Origin of the sequence: Luteibacter rhizovicinus DSM 16549 (genome assembly GCF_001887595.1) — a bacterium.
Lineage (GTDB): Bacteria > Pseudomonadota > Gammaproteobacteria > Xanthomonadales > Rhodanobacteraceae > Luteibacter > Luteibacter rhizovicinus.
Genome location: NZ_CP017480.1, coordinates 1,534,575 through 1,549,360, shown reverse-complemented (window position 1 = coordinate 1,549,360; position 14,786 = coordinate 1,534,575). Strand labels below are relative to the sequence as shown.

Sequence of the window (14,786 nt, the reverse complement as noted above, 5' to 3'; positions counted from 1 at the left end):
ATTTTTCCGGGTCCACCCCGATGTCGACTCAGAGCGACCGCTGACCTGGCGGTTTCCTGTACCTAACTCTGGATCAAGGACACGAAATGAATGCTACCCAGAAAGTCGCGCTGGTCACGGGCGCAACCCGTGGCATCGGCGCCGAAACCGTTCGTCAGCTTGCCGAGCAGGGCGTGCTTACGCTTCTCGCCGGGCGCGATGCGGGCCGCGCCGAGGCGGCTGCAAAGAAACTGAAAGACGAGGGCCTGCCGGTCGAGTCCATCGTGCTCGATGTGACGAATGCCGAGAGCATCCAGAAGGCTGTCGCCGATGTGACGTCGCGTTTTGGCCGGCTCGACATCCTCGTCAATAACGCGGGCATCCTGCTCGACTCGATGGACAAGGCACCGTCCGAACAAAGCATCAAGGTTTGGCGCGAGACGTTCGACACCAATGTTTTCGCCGTCGTGGAAGTCACCCAGGCGTTCCTTCCGCTGATCAAGGCCGCACCAGCCGGCCGCATCGTCAACGTGTCCAGCCTGCTGGGTTCGGTCACGAATCACCTGGATCCGGAATCGAAGATCTATCACTTCAAGGTTCCGGCCTACAACGTCTCGAAGAGCGCCGTGAACGCCTGGACGGTGCAGCTGGCTTACGAGCTCCGCGACACGAAGGTCAAGGTCAACGCCGTGCACCCCGGCTACGTCAAGACCGACATGAACGGTGGCGAGGGCGAGATCGACGTACCGACCGGTGCGAAGAGCAGCGTCGGCATGGCCTTGCTCGGTGCCGACGGCCCCACGGGAAGTTTCACCTATCTCGGCGATACGATCGCCTGGTAAGGGTGGTCCCTCTTCATCACAGATCGAGGCATCGACATCATGACGACCTATGTCGTGTTCACGCGGGAGCGCACTACCGACCCGGAGGAAATGGCGGTGTATGCCGAGAAGGCGAAGCCTGCCGGCGCGGGTCACCCCATAACGCGACTCGCCTTTTACGGCGATATCCAGACGTTGGAAGGTAGCGCGATCGAGGGCTCGGTGATTCTGAGCTTTCCCAGCAAGGAAGAGGCCCTGGCCTGGTACAACAGCCCCGCCTATACCGAAGCGAAGGAGCATCGGTTGAAGGGGTCGGAGTATCGGGTGTTCATGATCGAAGGGGTCTAAGGCGCCGCTTCGATTCGACAGCCTCACAATGAAGTCGCTGCCGATTCGGGCAGCGGCTTCTGGCGATCAGCGCCCCGGAATCTCGTCGCGACGGACGATGATCCTTGAGACCAGGCCGTACTCCACGGCCTCTTCTGCCGACATCCACTTGTCGCGCTCGATATCCTCACGCACACGTTCGATCGGCTGGCCACTCTCACGTGCAATGACGGCCGCGATACGCTCGCGTGCCTTCAGGATCTCCTTTGCCTGGATGGCGATATCGCTCGCCGCGCCGCCCGCACCACCACTGGGCTGATGAATCAGGAAGCGGGTCTGCGGCAGGCAGAACCGACGTTCGCGCGGCGCACCGAGATACAGGTGATTGGCAGCGCTGCCGACCCAGCCGGTGCCGATCATGTTCACGGGCGAGGAGATGAAGCGCACCGCGTCATGGATCACGTCACCCGATTCGAGGTGACCGCCGGGCGATGACACGATCATGTCGATCGGCTCGTGCGATTCGGCATCGAGGGCGAGCAGGCGGCGCACCGTTTCCGAAGCCATCGCATCGGTGACCGTACCAAAGACCATCACGGTGCGGGCGCGGAAGGTTTTCTCTTCCAGAAACGCGCTGTTGTGCGCAGGGCGCGGGGCGCTTTCCTTCTCATTGGTAAACATTGGGGCTCACTCCAGTGTGGTAGGTTCATTTCCTATACGAACGAGCCGCCATAAACGTGACATCCCCTGCACAGGAACATCCTCTCGCCGTTGACGGCACTCTTCGCCGGCGTCTGATCGGACTGGCCGGGCATTGGCTTGGTGACGGCAGCGCGGCTGAAGATGCCCTCCACGACGTTTACCTGCGTACCGCGGATCGCGTCTTACCCGACTCGGCCTCCGGCCGGGAAGCCTGGCTCGTCACGGTGCTCCGCCATCTGTGCTTCGATCAGTTGCGTCGTCAGGCGCGCTACCAGGCCGTGCTGACACGGGTGGCGGGCGATGGCGCCCTGGCATGGGGCGGTGACCAGCCGGACTATCTGGCGGTCCAGGCCCAGCGCGTGGACGAAGCCTTGCTCACCCTGGTGCATCACCTGCCGGCCGACGATGTCGCGGCATGGCTGCTTTACGAGCTTTTCGGTTTCAGCCATGCGGAGCTTGGCGCCCTCGCAGGATGCAGCGAGCTTGCATCGCGTCAACGGCTTCATCGCATGGCTGGCCGCCTCGATCGCGCCGTTCCGCCGGATAGTCTCGACGATGAGGACCGGGCTGCGTTATTCGCCCTGTGTCAGCAGGCGGTCATCAGGCACGAGACGGCCGCACTGGCGACCCTGGTGCGGACCGCCGCGCCACAGTCGATGGCTGCCATGGGAAGGGCCACGGATCGCGGCTTCGGAGCGACGGTCCCGACCACTGCATGGGTGCAGGTTGGCGACCAGATGGCCCTGCGCATCCAGGCGGGCGATGGCCCGGCCACGTGGATACCGCTCGGCGAGGCCAGCGTCGAACTCGTCTGAGTGGCAAGGACCCTTGAGAATCCGCCGATGTACCAATTACCTGTCAACTGACAGGTAGGGGTTGACGACGCCAAGACTTCAGCGCAGTATCTACCTAACACTTGACAGGTAGATACCGACATGACCTCTGAAATCACCCGTTTCGACGCCACCGCACTGGCCGCCCTGATCCGCCGCCGCGAACTCTCCCCCGTCGAAGTCATGCAAGCGCACCTCGACCGGATCGAAGCCACCAACCCGAGGGTCAACGCCATCGTCTCCCTCGCGGACGACGCGCTCGATGCCGCCAAAGCCGCCGAGCGCGAGGTCATGGCCGGCGCTGACCTCGCTCCGCTTCACGGTGTTCCATTCACCGCCAAGGATTCCATCGATACCGCCGGCGTGCTGACCCAGCGAGGCTCACCGATCTTCAAGGGACGCATCCCGGAGGCTGACGCCACGAGCGTCGCCCGCCTGAAGGACGCCGGGGCGATCCTGCTGGCGAAGACGAATCTTCCCGAGTTCTCTTACTGGATCGAGAGCGACAACCTGCTTACCGGTCGTACGAACAACCCATGGAACCTCGAGCGCACGCCCGGTGGATCCAGTGGTGGCGAGTCCGCCGCGATCGCGGCAGGCATGTCGCCGCTGGGCCTGGGTACGGACCTGGCCATTTCCATTCGCGGACCGGCGGCACAAACCGGCATCACCTCGCTCAAGCCGACCCACGGTCGTATCCCGATGACGGGCATCTGGCCGCGTGCGCCACGCCGCTTCTGGCATGTCGGCCCCATGGCGCACAGCGTCCGCGATATCGCGCTGGCGTATTCGCTGATGGTCGGTCCCGACGGCTCGGATGCATTTGCGACGAGCACGATCGCCTTCGACAACGGTGTCGGTACCTCGCCTGCCGGTCCATTACGCGTGGGTTGGCTGGTCGAACCGGGCTTCGGGCCGATCGATCCCGAAGTAACGGCGACGGTTCGCGCCGCTGCGGAGGCGCTGCATGGCACGGGCGTCATCGTCGAAGAGGTGCGTATCCCGGCTCTCGAGAGGGACTTCGCGCTCGATGTGTTCAGCCGCCTCCACGTCATGGAAATGAAGCCAGCCTTCGAGGAAGCGACAGCCGGCCGGCGCGACGACGAGCTCTACCTGATGGCGAAGACCATGCTGGCCTTGCCGGATACGTCGATGAAGGATTTCATCGATGCCGAACAGGCTGCCGACCGCCTGCGAGACGGTTTTGCCGAGTACTTCCAGCGTTACGACGCCTTGCTTACACCCGTCCAGCCGCTGCCGGCGCAGAAGCACGGCATCCCCGAGTTCAGCATCAACGGCCAGACCGTGGACGCCACGTATCTGATGGGCTCGACCGTCCCGCTCAACATAACGGGACTTCCCGGCCTGACGTTACGGTTCGGTACCAGCCACGACGGCATGCCGATCGGCATCCAGCTGGTCGCCAAGTGGCAGGCCGAGTCGACCCTGCTGTATCTGGCCTCCCTCCTGGAATCGGTCAGCCCGGTTCGTGACCTGCATCCGTCCCTCTGAAGACGCCATACGCTACCTGTCGATTGGCAGGTAGCGCCGGAGTACTTACAATGCCCCGTAGCTCGTTTCATTCCGAAACGGCGGCGAGGCCATGGCAATGAGTGCGAATGCGAAGGAAGCGATCCTCGAGGCGGCCCGTCTCGCCGCGCAATTGCACGGCTACGGTGGCCTGAATTTCCGCGACCTTGCGGCCGACGTAGGTATCAAGGGCGCCAGTATTTACTACCACTTCGCGAGCAAGGCCGATCTCGGTGCCGCCGTCGCACGACGTTACTGGGAAGACACGGCGGCAGGCCTGGACGCCATGCTTGCTGAAGCCGGTGACCCGCTTGTCGCGCTCGACCGCTATCCGGATATGTTCCGCACGACACTGCACAGTGACAATCGCCTGTGCCTCGCCAGTTTCCTGGCCGCCGAAGTCGAAGATCTACCGTCGGTAGTGAAGACGGAAGTCCTCTCCTTTGCTGACATCAACATCGCCTGGCTGAGCAAGGTGTTGAAAGCGGCAAACATCGCCGTACCCGAAGGTGCCGATCAACGCGCTCGTGCGATCTACACCGCCATCGCGGGTGCACAACTCATCGCGCGCAGCCGGACGGACATGTCGCTTTATGACTCCGTGGTCGACAGCTACCGGGCGGCCGGGCTGCTGCCGCAGGTGGCGAAGCCAGCGAAAGCGACACCGATCAAAGCGGCACCAATCAAAGCGGCACCAATCAAAGCGGCACCAATCAAAGCGGCACCAATCAAAGCGGCACCAATCAAAGCCGCACCAATCAAAGCCGCACCGATGAAAGCAGCGCCGATGAAAGCAGCGCCGAAAAAAACACCGGCGCAGAAGAAAGCCGTTAAGGCGTGACCGCAACGTCGCGTGGCCGCGTCGTTCCCCGCAACACCAGCCGCGGCGGAATGACGATCGGCCGGCTCGGCGCCGCCTCGGCGAGAAGGGTCACGCTACCCAGGGCAAGCGCATCCATATCCTGATGAAACGTCGTCAGGTCAGGCCCGCGCCACCCGGCCATGGGGATATCGTCGAAGCCGACGACCTGGATATCGCCAGGAACGGATAAGCCGAACTCGATGCGAATCGCGTCCAGCGCGCCAATGGCAACCAGGTCGTTCACGCAAAAGATGCCATCCGGACGACTCCCGGACGACAGCAGTTCGAGAGCCGCCGCATACCCTTCCTCGTAGCTGAAGCCCGCAACGACGTGCTGCGGCGGGGCCACTTGCCTATCGTTGATCCGCTTGAGGAAGCCACGCTGGCGCTCGGTCTGTGCGGTACTTTCGCGACCGGCGAGATACGCCAGGGTGCGGCAACCACCATCGATGAGGAGATCCGCCGCCAGGGCGCCCGCGGAGCGATTGTCGGTGGACACCGTGCGCAGGTTGCCGAACTTCTTCGAGTTCACCGCGACGATAGGGATGCCTGCGCCTTCCAGCTTCCGCGCCACGCGCGTCGAGCGAATGGCCAGGGCGCTGATCACCCCGTCGATCCGGTATCGCGACAACTCGCCCACGATGTCGTCGAGGTTATCGTCGCTGCTCGTATCGACGAGCATGGTCTCGATCCGGCGTTCGCGAAGCAGGGACGTGACGCAGCGCAGGAACTCGGTGAAGAACGGATTGTAGAAGCCACCGACGACGACCGCGACGATGCCCGATCGGCCCGTCTGCAGGATCGCAGGCAAGGCATTCGGCTTGTAATGCAATTCCGCGGCCGCCTTGAGTACACGTTCGCGCACGTCCGCGGACACGGCGGCGCCTGCGCTGAACACGCGGGAGACGGTCGACTGCGACACCCCCGCAAGGCGCGCGACGGCGGTGGAAGAGGCGTGCGCGCGTGGTGCGCCAGCAGGGGGCGGTGGGGACCGTGACATCCGCGGAGGTTAGCATTTCCTTGCACGGAGCCATCACGCGGCGTACGCTTGAATAGCTATGCAGCGCGGCGTTTCGTCAGAGCCGTGCCTCACGTATTCCGGGCCCAGACGGAAGGGGGCCTCGTATCCCACATTCTCACAAGGATCGAAATGAACACATCTGAGAGTGCCCTCGCACGATGGGGCAGGCGTCTGCTCGCGCTCGTGTTGGGCTTGTTTGGCCTTTTCATGGTGGTCGGCGGCGCATGGCTGATCAGCCTCGGCGGAAACTGGTACTACGCGATCGCCGGCCTGCTCAGCATCGCCAGCGCCCTGGGCCTGGCTCGTCGAAGCCCGCGCGCGACGCTCTGGTTCGGCATCCTGTTCGTGCTGACGCTGGTATGGACGATTTGGGAGTCCGGCGCCGATTACTGGGGTTGGGTCCCGCGCTTCGCGTTGATCTTGATCTTCGCCATCGCGTTCTCCTTCCTTCTGCCGACGCTGCATGCGCGGTTGTCGCGCGGCACCGCGCGAGCCGTGCCCCTGGCGCTGGTGGCCGCCTTCATCGTTGCTGGCTGCCTGGCCTTCGTGCCGCACCACGTCACCGCAGCGAGCAATGTGCCGGCCATCGCCGACAATCCGTTCGTCGCCGACACCGGCCCCGCCGTCGAGAGCGGCCTGCCGTCGACCGACTGGCCCGCCTATGGCGGCAACCAGGCCGCGCAGCGCTACACCTCGGCGAGCCAGATCACGCCCGCCAACGTGAAAGACCTGAAGGTCGCATGGACCGCCACCGTGGGCGACATTCCGTCCGATACGCGTTGGGGCGTGCAGAACACGCCGCTGAAGATCGGCAACATGGTCTACGTCTGCGGCTACCTCAACAAGGTGTCCGCGCTGGATGCCGCGACGGGTGAGCACAAGTGGGACTTCGATCCGGGCATCACCGCCGCGTCGGTTCCGTACACGCCGTCCTGCCGATCGATGTCGTATTACGAAGATCCGACGAGTGCCAGCGCCCCGGGCGCGACCACCAGCGCGATGTGCAATCGCCGGATCATCTTCGGTACACTCGACGCACGCGTGATCGAACTCGATGCGCAGACCGGTCAGCGTTGCACCGACTTCGGCAAGAACGGCGAAGTCAGCCTCACCGAAGACATGGGCAAGGTCTACCACGGCTACGTATCCATCACCTCGCCGCCGGTCGTCATCCGCGACACGATCGTTGTCGGCCACACCACGGTCGACGGCCAGCGTGCGTTCGGTCCTGCCGGCGTGACCAAGGCCTTCAACGTCAAGACCGGCGAGCTCAAGTGGGCCTGGGATGCGGCGGCGCCGAACGATCCCGCACCGCGCAAGGGTGACGATCTCTACAAGCGCGGCTCGCCCGATGTGTGGACCTCGTTCACCGGCGACAACAAGCTGGGCCTGGTCTTCCTCCCCGTGGCGAACGCTTCCGGCGACTACTACTCGAGCACCCGCTCCGCTGACGAGAACAAGTACTCGCCGTCGCTGACCGCGCTCGATGTCGAAACCGGCATGCCGCGTTGGACCTTCCAGAACACGCATAACGACGTCTGGGATTACGATCCGGGTTCCCCGCCGACGCTGCTCGATTATCCGCAGGCGGATGGCAGCAAGGTCCCGGCGATCATCTTCCCGACCAAGAACGGCGAGTTCTACGTGCTCAACCGCGAGACCGGCAAGTCGCTGTTCGGCGTGGAAGAGCGCCCGGTGCCACAGGGCGGCTTCGAGCCTGCTGCGCGCAGCAAGACCCAACCGTTCTCGAAGTTCGCTTCGGTTGCGCAGCCGGATCTTACCCCGGCAAGCATGTGGGGCATCACGCCGCTCGACCAGCTGGTCTGCCGTATCCAATTCGCGCAGGCCGACTACCGCGGCAAGTTCACCCCACCCGACGTGACCAAGCCGATCATCGATTATCCCGGCTATAACGGCGGCGTCGATTGGGGCGGCGTGGCATTCGATCCGGCCCGTGGCCTGATCATCGCCAACTACAACGACATGCCGAACTACACCCGTCTGGTTCCCCGCAAGGAAGCCGACAAGCTGGGCTGGAAGGCGAAGGACGTCCTCAACGATCCCGTCGCCGACGCAAAGGCCGAAGGCGCTGGCGATCCGCAGGAAGGTATCCCGGTGGCCGTCGACGTCAATGCGGGTTGGCAGCTGAAGTTTACCGGCATGCTCTGCAAGGAGCCCCCGTACGGCGGTATCCGCGCGATCGACATCCGTGACGGTCGCACCGTCTGGGATCGTCCGCTCGGCACCGCGCGCGAGAATGGTCCGTTCGGTCTGCCCACCGGCCTGCCGATCGACATCGGTACGCCGAACAACGGCGGCTCCGTCGTGACCAAGTCCGGCCTGATCTTCATCGCCGCCGCGACGGACAACCTCATCCGCGCCATCGACATCACCACGGGCAAGACGATCTGGTCCGCGACGCTGCCGGCCGGTGCGCAGGCGATGCCCATGGTCTACGAGCAGGATGGCCGCGAGTACGTCGTCATCACCGCGACGGGTCACCACTTCATGCATACGCCGAAGGGTAATTACGTGGTGGCTTACGCGCTGCCGAAGCACTGATAGCACCGAGACGTGAAGGGCGATAGCCCTTCGTGAATCGACCCCCGGAAGTTGGACATCTGTCCAGGCTCCGGGGGTTTTCTTTTGGGCGCTAGAAGCTGGGTTCCAGCGGCCGGTCGCCGCTGTACTTCACGTCCTCGCCTTTCACATCAGAGGGTGAGAGATGCCGATCACGCACGGGGACGCGCCGTTCCTTGTCGCTCCGCCAGCTTGCTGATGACGACGAAGGCTCCCACGCCATAGACGACGAATCCGACCGGGAAGCTGAGAATGAAGCCTAGGAACATCAGCAGCGTTCCTTCGCGGAGCGGATCGTCTGGCGTTCCGATGTCCAGCGACGCGACGCGCGACTGTAGGAACGTGTTCTGCCAGAACAAAACGTTCGATAAGCCCTCATAGCCGACTTCATTGGCCTCGAAGGAGAGCCAGGCAAGGGCGAGCGTCAACGCCACACCGATGATTAGCGCCAGAAGAATTCGCCTGGTCAACGTCATGTTGTCTTCTTACCCCCTCAGAACCCGTCCCGCATGATATCTAGGAATCACTCGTGGCTCCCACCGATCCTACGGTACCCGCTCGGGAGGATATGCTTGAACGCCTACAAACATCTCGCGCTGAGAATGGCCCTGATTGCCTTGCTGCCAGCGGCCGTCTACGCGTATACCGTGGACTGGTGGACAGGTATAAAGGTCTATATCGCCTTCACCATCTCCATCCAGCCGATCATCGCCTGGCTTTTTCGGCAGGATATCGCGCGGGCATGGCGCAAGCGACGAGGCATGTAGTGTCGTCACAGTAGGCAGACGAGTCCGACCAGAGATACGCGCGAAATGAGAAAAACAAAGATCGGCCGAAGGATCTTCGGTATCACGGTGTTGTTCGTCTTACTGTCACCCTTTGCGTCTTGCGCCTATATATCGAAAGAGCACAATTCGGCTTTCGACTCGATAAATCTGGGCGATTCCAGGGAAGCCGCCATGGCAGCATTCGATGCGCCGTTTGTCGCGAGACAGGCGGGTCGTGGCTACACGAAGTACGAAGACACCGGTTGCAAGAGTCCCTGCGTCGAACGGCTGTGGTTTGAAAACAAACTGTCACTGGTCGAAGCGTGGTCGATCGACATCGATCGAGAGGGGCGCGTTGTCGACAAGGGTCGATGGGTCTCGCCGTGACTATGCGTACTCCAATCCTTAGCACGGCGCTGGCGCCCCCTACTATATCCAGATTCGCGGCGAGGCCGCCCTTCATACGGACTTCGAGCGATGAATCGATTGGCACTTTTGGCCCTGATGATTACAGTTTCGGCATGCTCTTCTAAAGTGACGCAAGAAGCAGCCGAGTCGTTGAGTTCCGTAAAGGTTGCGAAGACGACCCAGTGCGTCGCTCCCTTGCTCGAAGAAAAGTCGTTCGATCCGGATGAGGGGTATCTGTTCGTGTGGAAATGCCAGCGCGAACGGGACGGTAGCCAGCGCACGCTGGAGGTCACCGTCTCAACAAAAGGGGACGTCGACCTCCGATCCATGACAATGTCACCGGATGACCCGGTGTTCGAATTGCACCTTAAAGACCACTGACCTACGCTGCGTCTCCGACGATTGAATGAAGGTCGAAGAAACGTTGGACAGCACTTATGCTCTTCCGCCATGGCGGCGGATTACCCATTTACTTCTTAATGCGCGCGCTTGGTTCTGCCACAGGGAGACGGGGTCATCGTCAAGTGGGGCGGGCAGCGTGACACCGGGAACATCTATACCTTTGAGTCGACGACCTGCATCGCTGACCTTCTCGTCGCGATAGACAGCGCAGTTTGCCGGCATCTTGTTGCCAGCCTGAGGATGAGTCGGTCGGCGGACGCGGTGAATGACGACGTAGCCATTCTTGGCCAGGGGAATAAGGGCCTGATCTTCAACCACCAAGGCGAAAACCTGGAGATGGTGCTCCGAGAAGCCGCCAGGTTCCTCAAGAAAGAATCTCCCGCATACGTCCCGCCGCACTGACCGCCAGTGTCCGCCGGCTAGCGTCCGCGGACACCCTCGTTTTCCTCGAGAGTCAGCGCCTGAGCCTTTGCAGGCCGGCGTCCGACGCCCTGTCAGCCGGCGGCACGGTTCTTGCTGCAAGCTCGCCAAGCTCAATGGGTGCTCAAGGGAACCACAACGATGCAAACCAGGATTCTGTCGGCCGCGCTTGCCGGTCTGCTCACGATGGCCGGTCTTCCCGCGGTAGCTCACGCGGAAGACCTCATGGACATCTATCGCGAGGCGGTTGCCAACGATCCCGTGCTGGCCAGCGCCGACGCACGCCGCCTCGTCGTGGCCGAGGGCGTACCTCAAGCGCTTTCCGCCCTGCTACCGCAGTTGTCGGCAGGACTGAGCCTGCAGCAGTTCCACCCGAGCTTCTCGAACGGGACGAACAGTGATGGCACGCCGAACACCGGCGGCGACGGCCACAGCCGCGAGCGTGACCTGAACCTGTCACTCAACCAGACCGTGGTGGATCTCTCCAAGTTCGCCCGCGAGCGTCAGGCGAGGCAGACCCAGGAAGCGCAGGAAGCTACGTACGAAGGCGAGCTCCAGGATCTCTACGTCCGCTCGACGAGCGCGTACTTCAACGTGCTGGTCGCCGCGGATCAGGTCGAAGTGTTTCGTTCTTACGAGGACGCGTATAAGCAGTCGTTCGACCAGGCGACCATCAAGTTCGACCAGGGTCTGGCACCGGAAGCCGACCTTACGCAGTCGAAGGCGTATTACTTGCTGATCAAATCGGAGCGCGTGGATGCCGAGAACTCCTTGAAGGATGCGCGACGTGCCCTTCAGCAGCTGACCGGCAAGGAGCCGGGAACGCTGAAGACCCTGCGCGAAGACCTTCCCATGGAGGCACCGACCCCCGACAACGCCGCTGCCTGGGTCGATCAGGCCATGCGCCAGAATCCCTCCGTGATCGCCGCGAACCATCTGGTCAGCGCGGACGAGCACTCGATCAATGCCGCGCGCAGTGGGCATCTGCCCACGCTGAATGCTGCCGTCGGTTATGACAAGGTTGGCGCCTGGTCGAACGCCGCGCGCGGCACGGCCGCCTACGGACCCGGCAGCACGACGGTGGGCCTCGTGCTCACGGTGCCGTTGTTCAGCGGCGGCCTGACCCAGTCCCAGGTGCGCCAGGCCATCCACCAGCGCGACGAAGACCAGAGCGACCTCGAATCGGTTCGTCGCCAGACGGCGCGCGACACGAACAACTACTTCAACCTCGTGGTCGCCGGGATCGGCCAGGTGAACGATGCGCGCGACGCGGTCGACGCCGCGAAGAAGTCACTGGCTTCCCTTCGCGCCGGCTACGACATCGGCACGCAGAGCCTGACCAACGTGGTCGTGGCCATCGAGATCCTGGCGCAGATCCGCACCCAGTACACCGCGCTCCGCCACAACTTCATCCTCAACAAGCTGTTGCTCAAGCGCAGCGTGGGTGCCGCTGAACTGAAGGACGTGGAGGAGATCAACCGCCTGCTGCAGTAAGATCGGCCAGGGGAAAATAACCAGCCGGCGACCCGCATTCCATGGCCATCGAAACAGAACGCCTCTCCATCAGCGAGTTCGGACTCGACGATGCGCCTTTCATCAACGAGCTGCTCAATGAGCCGGACTTCATCCGGCACATCGCCGATCGAGGCGTCCGGGACACCGCCGGCGCCGAGAAGTACCTGTCGGACGGCCCGCTGAAGAGCTATGCCGCGCACGGCTACGGCCTGTACAAGGTCGCCTTGAAGGCCAGCGGCGAGTCGCTCGGCATGTGCGGCCTGATTCGCCGCGACACGCTCGACTTTCCGGACCTCGGCTACGCCTTCCTGGCGCGCCATTATCGTCGCGGTTACGCGAGCGAAGCCGGCGCCGCCGTGCTCGCACACGCTCGAGCGCAAAGGAACGTCGGCAGGGTCGTGGCGATCACCTCGCTGGATAACGACGGATCGATCCGCGTGCTGGAGAACCTCGGCTTTCGTCCCGAAGGCATCATCGACGTACCGGGCTACGACACGCCGAGCCGCTACTTCGTCAACGACCCCTGACGCTTCAGACCTGGCCGATGCCGCCATCGGCCATCAGGTCCGAACCGGTTACGTACGAACTCTGGTTCGAGGCGAGGAAGACCGCCGCGTTGGCGATCTCGTCCGCATGGGCGAGCCGACCGAGCGGGACCATCGCGTGATACATCTTCTCCAGGTCTTCGCGCGTCTCTGTCTGTGAATCGAGAATCGGCGTATCCGTGACGCCCGGGCTGAGTGTGTTGACACGAATGCCACGATCCTTGAACTCGGCTGCCCAAGTGCGTGCATACGAACGCAGCGCTGCCTTGGTCGCCGCATAGGCCGTGTGGCCAGGGATGCCCATGCCGTGCATGGCGGAAGAAACGAGCACGATCGACCCGCCGCCGGTCATCATCGGCAGCATCTTCTGCACGAAAAAGACAGGACCGCGAGCCATGAGGTTGAACGCCTTGTCGAAATGTTCCGGCGTGAGGGTGTCGATCGGTGCCTGCTCGGTGAAGCCGGCATTCGAGACGACGATGTCGACCGCGCGTCCCTCGCCTCGCACGCTCGAGGCCACGCGATCCAGATCGTCGAGATTGGCCGCATCGGCCTGGATGGCTGTCACCTGACCACCGATGCGCTTCACCGCTTCGTCGAGCTGGGCCTGACGGCGGCCGAAGATGACTACATAGGCGCCCTCGGCGACGAAGCGCTGGGCGATCGCCAGACCGATACCGGTGGTTCCGCCGCTGATGACGGCGGTCTTGCCTGCTAGGGATGACATGGGGACCTTCCGAGGGTTCGTGAATGATCCCAACAGGCTAGTCTCCGATGCCGACGATGATAATCCGCGTATCTTCCCTATGATTGATTCCCGAAACGAATCGCTGGAGACCTACGATGGATCGGTTTCACGAGCTCAAGGCGTTCGTCGCCGTCGTCGAAGCGGGTGGCTTCTCCGCGGCCGCACGTCGCATGGGTGAGTCGCAGTCCGCCATCAGCAAGGCGGTGGGCTCCCTGGAGAAACGGCTCGGTGTCGCGCTGTTCATTCGCAGCACCCGCAATGTGAACCTGACCGACCAGGGGCAGCGCTATTACGACCGGACCAAGCCGCTCGTCGCCGAACTGGATGAAGTCGACGGCGAGATGACGCGCACGACGGTCGACGTATCGGGTCTGGTGCGTATCGCGTCGGCCTCCACCTTCGGCCGGCTGCACGTGCTCCCCCTCCTGCCCGAATTGCTGGCACGGCACCCTGGCTTAAAGGTGGATCTCATCCTTTCGGACTTCGCGCGCGACATGGTGGACGACCGCATCGATCTGGCGATCCGCGTTGGCGCCGTCAGTGAACCCGATGCGGTGGTCAGGCGCGTGGCGGGCACGCCGCTCGTCTGCGTCGGTTCCCGCCACTACTTCGAGAAGCATGGGCTACCGAAGACACCCGGCGACCTCGTCCATCACAACTGTCTTCTTTACGGCGGGCTCGCCGAGTCGGCCAACTGGCCCTTCGTCGCTCCCGAAGGCCGGTTCAGCGTCGCGGTACGCGGCAACTTTTCGTCAAACAGCGTGGATGCCATTCGCACGGCCGTGCTGGCGGGCGTGGGCATCGGCATGTTCGCGGGTCTCTCACTCGTGGACGAACTCAGTCACCCGGATGTCGTGACGATACTCGACGACTTCATCGTCGATGTGAGAGACGTCAGCCTCATCTGGCCGAAGCGACGCTTTATTCCCGCGCGCGTTCGCCAGGTCACCGAATTCTTCGCGGAAGCCCTGCCGAAACGCATTTAGTCGCGGCGGAGGGTCACATAGTCACGTTAATCGACGGGGATATTCGGCAAGAATGCCGCCGGCATTCCGGCGTCAAGCTCCCGCCGCTGCATGAGGCACGTGCGTTACGACGGCGCGAAGAAGCGCGATCAACTGCGCCATCGCTGGATTTGTATCGTGATGGCGCAGTGCCGCATGACCGTCGGAAAATGGTCATCACTGCCGTATTTGCGGGGATGTGCAGAAAATGCATGACCGCGTGAAGCGCCTTGAAAAACCACGCCGAACCCCTCGCCGGAATTGTGCACGCGTCGCGGAGAGCGCTCGCATAGGCTGACCGCGCACGTCGGCCTCATTGATC

General features: G+C 62.9%; 16 protein-coding genes and 1 pseudogene. 12 read left to right on the top strand and 5 right to left on the bottom strand.

The genetic code is table 11. The annotated features are described in order from the left end of the window. Positions 1-86 precede the first annotated feature (86 nt). Complete coding sequence (locus tag BJI69_RS07050) at positions 87-821, top strand: SDR family oxidoreductase (protein WP_046965901.1); 735 nt, start codon at positions 87-89, stop codon at positions 819-821. Between the two features lie 39 nt (positions 822-860). After that, positions 861-1,148: a DUF1330 domain-containing protein gene (locus BJI69_RS07045; protein WP_046965900.1), complete on the top strand. Its 288-nt coding sequence runs from the start codon at positions 861-863 to the stop codon at positions 1,146-1,148. Between the two features lie 66 nt (positions 1,149-1,214). Here the strand turns inward: BJI69_RS07045 and BJI69_RS07040 are convergent, their stop codons facing one another. Further along, positions 1,215-1,808 (bottom strand): ATP-dependent Clp protease proteolytic subunit, encoded by a 594-nt coding sequence (locus BJI69_RS07040; RefSeq protein WP_046965899.1) that lies wholly within the window; start codon positions 1,806-1,808, stop codon positions 1,215-1,217. Positions 1,809-1,864: 56 nt separating this feature from the next. Between BJI69_RS07040 and BJI69_RS07035 the strand changes: the two genes are divergently transcribed. The 3 genes and pseudogenes from BJI69_RS07035 to BJI69_RS23145 all read left to right on the top strand — a co-directional run. Next, positions 1,865-2,644 carry an RNA polymerase sigma factor gene (locus tag BJI69_RS07035; protein ID WP_046965898.1) on the top strand — a complete coding sequence of 260 codons (780 nt, stop codon included), beginning with the start codon at positions 1,865-1,867 and terminating at the stop codon, positions 2,642-2,644. Positions 2,645-2,764: 120 nt separating this feature from the next. Next, positions 2,765-4,174: an amidase gene (locus BJI69_RS07030; protein WP_046965897.1), complete on the top strand. Its 1,410-nt coding sequence runs from the start codon at positions 2,765-2,767 to the stop codon at positions 4,172-4,174. A gap of 91 nt (positions 4,175-4,265) precedes the next feature. Further along, positions 4,266-4,373, top strand: a pseudogene (locus BJI69_RS23145) (hypothetical protein); the annotation flags it as partial. A 431-nt stretch (positions 4,374-4,804) separates the two neighbouring features. On the opposite strand, the gene BJI69_RS23140 reads toward BJI69_RS23145, so the two are convergent. After that, the gene (locus tag BJI69_RS23140) at positions 4,805-4,954 is read right to left on the bottom strand and encodes a pentapeptide repeat-containing protein (protein ID WP_425477397.1); all 150 of its coding nucleotides are present in this window, start codon (positions 4,952-4,954) and stop codon (positions 4,805-4,807) included. A gap of 68 nt (positions 4,955-5,022) precedes the next feature. After that, positions 5,023-5,976: a LacI family DNA-binding transcriptional regulator gene (locus BJI69_RS07020; RefSeq protein ID WP_052767001.1), complete on the bottom strand. Its 954-nt coding sequence runs from the start codon at positions 5,974-5,976 to the stop codon at positions 5,023-5,025. A 228-nt stretch (positions 5,977-6,204) separates the two neighbouring features. Between BJI69_RS07020 and BJI69_RS07015 the strand changes: the two genes are divergently transcribed. Next, positions 6,205-8,637, top strand: a complete 2,433-nt coding sequence (locus BJI69_RS07015; protein WP_046965895.1) for a membrane-bound PQQ-dependent dehydrogenase, glucose/quinate/shikimate family — start codon at positions 6,205-6,207, stop codon at positions 8,635-8,637. A 170-nt stretch (positions 8,638-8,807) separates the two neighbouring features. Here the strand turns inward: BJI69_RS07015 and BJI69_RS07010 are convergent, their stop codons facing one another. Continuing rightward, positions 8,808-9,131: a hypothetical protein gene (locus BJI69_RS07010; protein WP_046965894.1), complete on the bottom strand. Its 324-nt coding sequence runs from the start codon at positions 9,129-9,131 to the stop codon at positions 8,808-8,810. A gap of 96 nt (positions 9,132-9,227) precedes the next feature. Here BJI69_RS07010 and BJI69_RS22245 point away from each other — a divergent pair, with 96 nt between their 5' ends. The 5 genes from BJI69_RS22245 (at position 9,228) to BJI69_RS06985 (ending at position 12,694) form a co-directional block, all read left to right on the top strand. Beyond that, complete coding sequence (locus tag BJI69_RS22245; protein ID WP_125903005.1) at positions 9,228-9,422, top strand: hypothetical protein; 195 nt, start codon at positions 9,228-9,230, stop codon at positions 9,420-9,422. Between the two features lie 192 nt (positions 9,423-9,614). Next, complete coding sequence (locus BJI69_RS07005; RefSeq protein ID WP_046965893.1) at positions 9,615-9,809, top strand: hypothetical protein; 195 nt, start codon at positions 9,615-9,617, stop codon at positions 9,807-9,809. 90 nt (positions 9,810-9,899) lie between these two features. Further along, positions 9,900-10,211, top strand: a complete 312-nt coding sequence (locus BJI69_RS07000; RefSeq protein WP_046965892.1) for a hypothetical protein — start codon at positions 9,900-9,902, stop codon at positions 10,209-10,211. A gap of 582 nt (positions 10,212-10,793) precedes the next feature. After that, complete coding sequence (locus BJI69_RS06990; protein WP_046965890.1) at positions 10,794-12,146, top strand: TolC family outer membrane protein; 1,353 nt, start codon at positions 10,794-10,796, stop codon at positions 12,144-12,146. 41 nt (positions 12,147-12,187) lie between these two features. Continuing rightward, positions 12,188-12,694: a GNAT family N-acetyltransferase gene (locus tag BJI69_RS06985; RefSeq protein ID WP_046965889.1), complete on the top strand. Its 507-nt coding sequence runs from the start codon at positions 12,188-12,190 to the stop codon at positions 12,692-12,694. Between the two features lie 4 nt (positions 12,695-12,698). Here the strand turns inward: BJI69_RS06985 and BJI69_RS06980 are convergent, their stop codons facing one another. After that, the gene (locus BJI69_RS06980; RefSeq protein ID WP_046965888.1) at positions 12,699-13,439 is read right to left on the bottom strand and encodes an SDR family NAD(P)-dependent oxidoreductase; all 741 of its coding nucleotides are present in this window, start codon (positions 13,437-13,439) and stop codon (positions 12,699-12,701) included. 116 nt (positions 13,440-13,555) lie between these two features. On the opposite strand from BJI69_RS06980, the gene BJI69_RS06975 reads away from it, so the two are divergent. Beyond that, positions 13,556-14,446: a LysR family transcriptional regulator gene (locus BJI69_RS06975; protein WP_046965887.1), complete on the top strand. Its 891-nt coding sequence runs from the start codon at positions 13,556-13,558 to the stop codon at positions 14,444-14,446. The last annotated feature ends 340 nt before the right edge of the window (positions 14,447-14,786 follow it).

Coding starts and splice junctions, on each gene's coding strand:
- BJI69_RS07050 (WP_046965901.1), top strand. CDS start 87: ATGAATGCTACCCAGAAAGTCGCGCTGGTCACGGGCGCAACCCGTGGC.
- BJI69_RS07045 (WP_046965900.1), top strand. CDS start 861: ATGACGACCTATGTCGTGTTCACGCGGGAGCGCACTACCGACCCGGAG.
- BJI69_RS07040 (WP_046965899.1), bottom strand. CDS start 1,808: ATGTTTACCAATGAGAAGGAAAGCGCCCCGCGCCCTGCGCACAACAGC.
- BJI69_RS07030 (WP_046965897.1), top strand. CDS start 2,765: ATGACCTCTGAAATCACCCGTTTCGACGCCACCGCACTGGCCGCCCTG.
- BJI69_RS07015 (WP_046965895.1), top strand. CDS start 6,205: ATGAACACATCTGAGAGTGCCCTCGCACGATGGGGCAGGCGTCTGCTC.
- BJI69_RS07010 (WP_046965894.1), bottom strand. CDS start 9,131: ATGACGTTGACCAGGCGAATTCTTCTGGCGCTAATCATCGGTGTGGCG.
- BJI69_RS07005 (WP_046965893.1), top strand. CDS start 9,615: ATGGCAGCATTCGATGCGCCGTTTGTCGCGAGACAGGCGGGTCGTGGC.
- BJI69_RS07000 (WP_046965892.1), top strand. CDS start 9,900: ATGAATCGATTGGCACTTTTGGCCCTGATGATTACAGTTTCGGCATGC.
- BJI69_RS06990 (WP_046965890.1), top strand. CDS start 10,794: ATGCAAACCAGGATTCTGTCGGCCGCGCTTGCCGGTCTGCTCACGATG.
- BJI69_RS06985 (WP_046965889.1), top strand. CDS start 12,188: ATGGCCATCGAAACAGAACGCCTCTCCATCAGCGAGTTCGGACTCGAC.
- BJI69_RS06980 (WP_046965888.1), bottom strand. CDS start 13,439: ATGTCATCCCTAGCAGGCAAGACCGCCGTCATCAGCGGCGGAACCACC.
- BJI69_RS06975 (WP_046965887.1), top strand. CDS start 13,556: ATGGATCGGTTTCACGAGCTCAAGGCGTTCGTCGCCGTCGTCGAAGCG.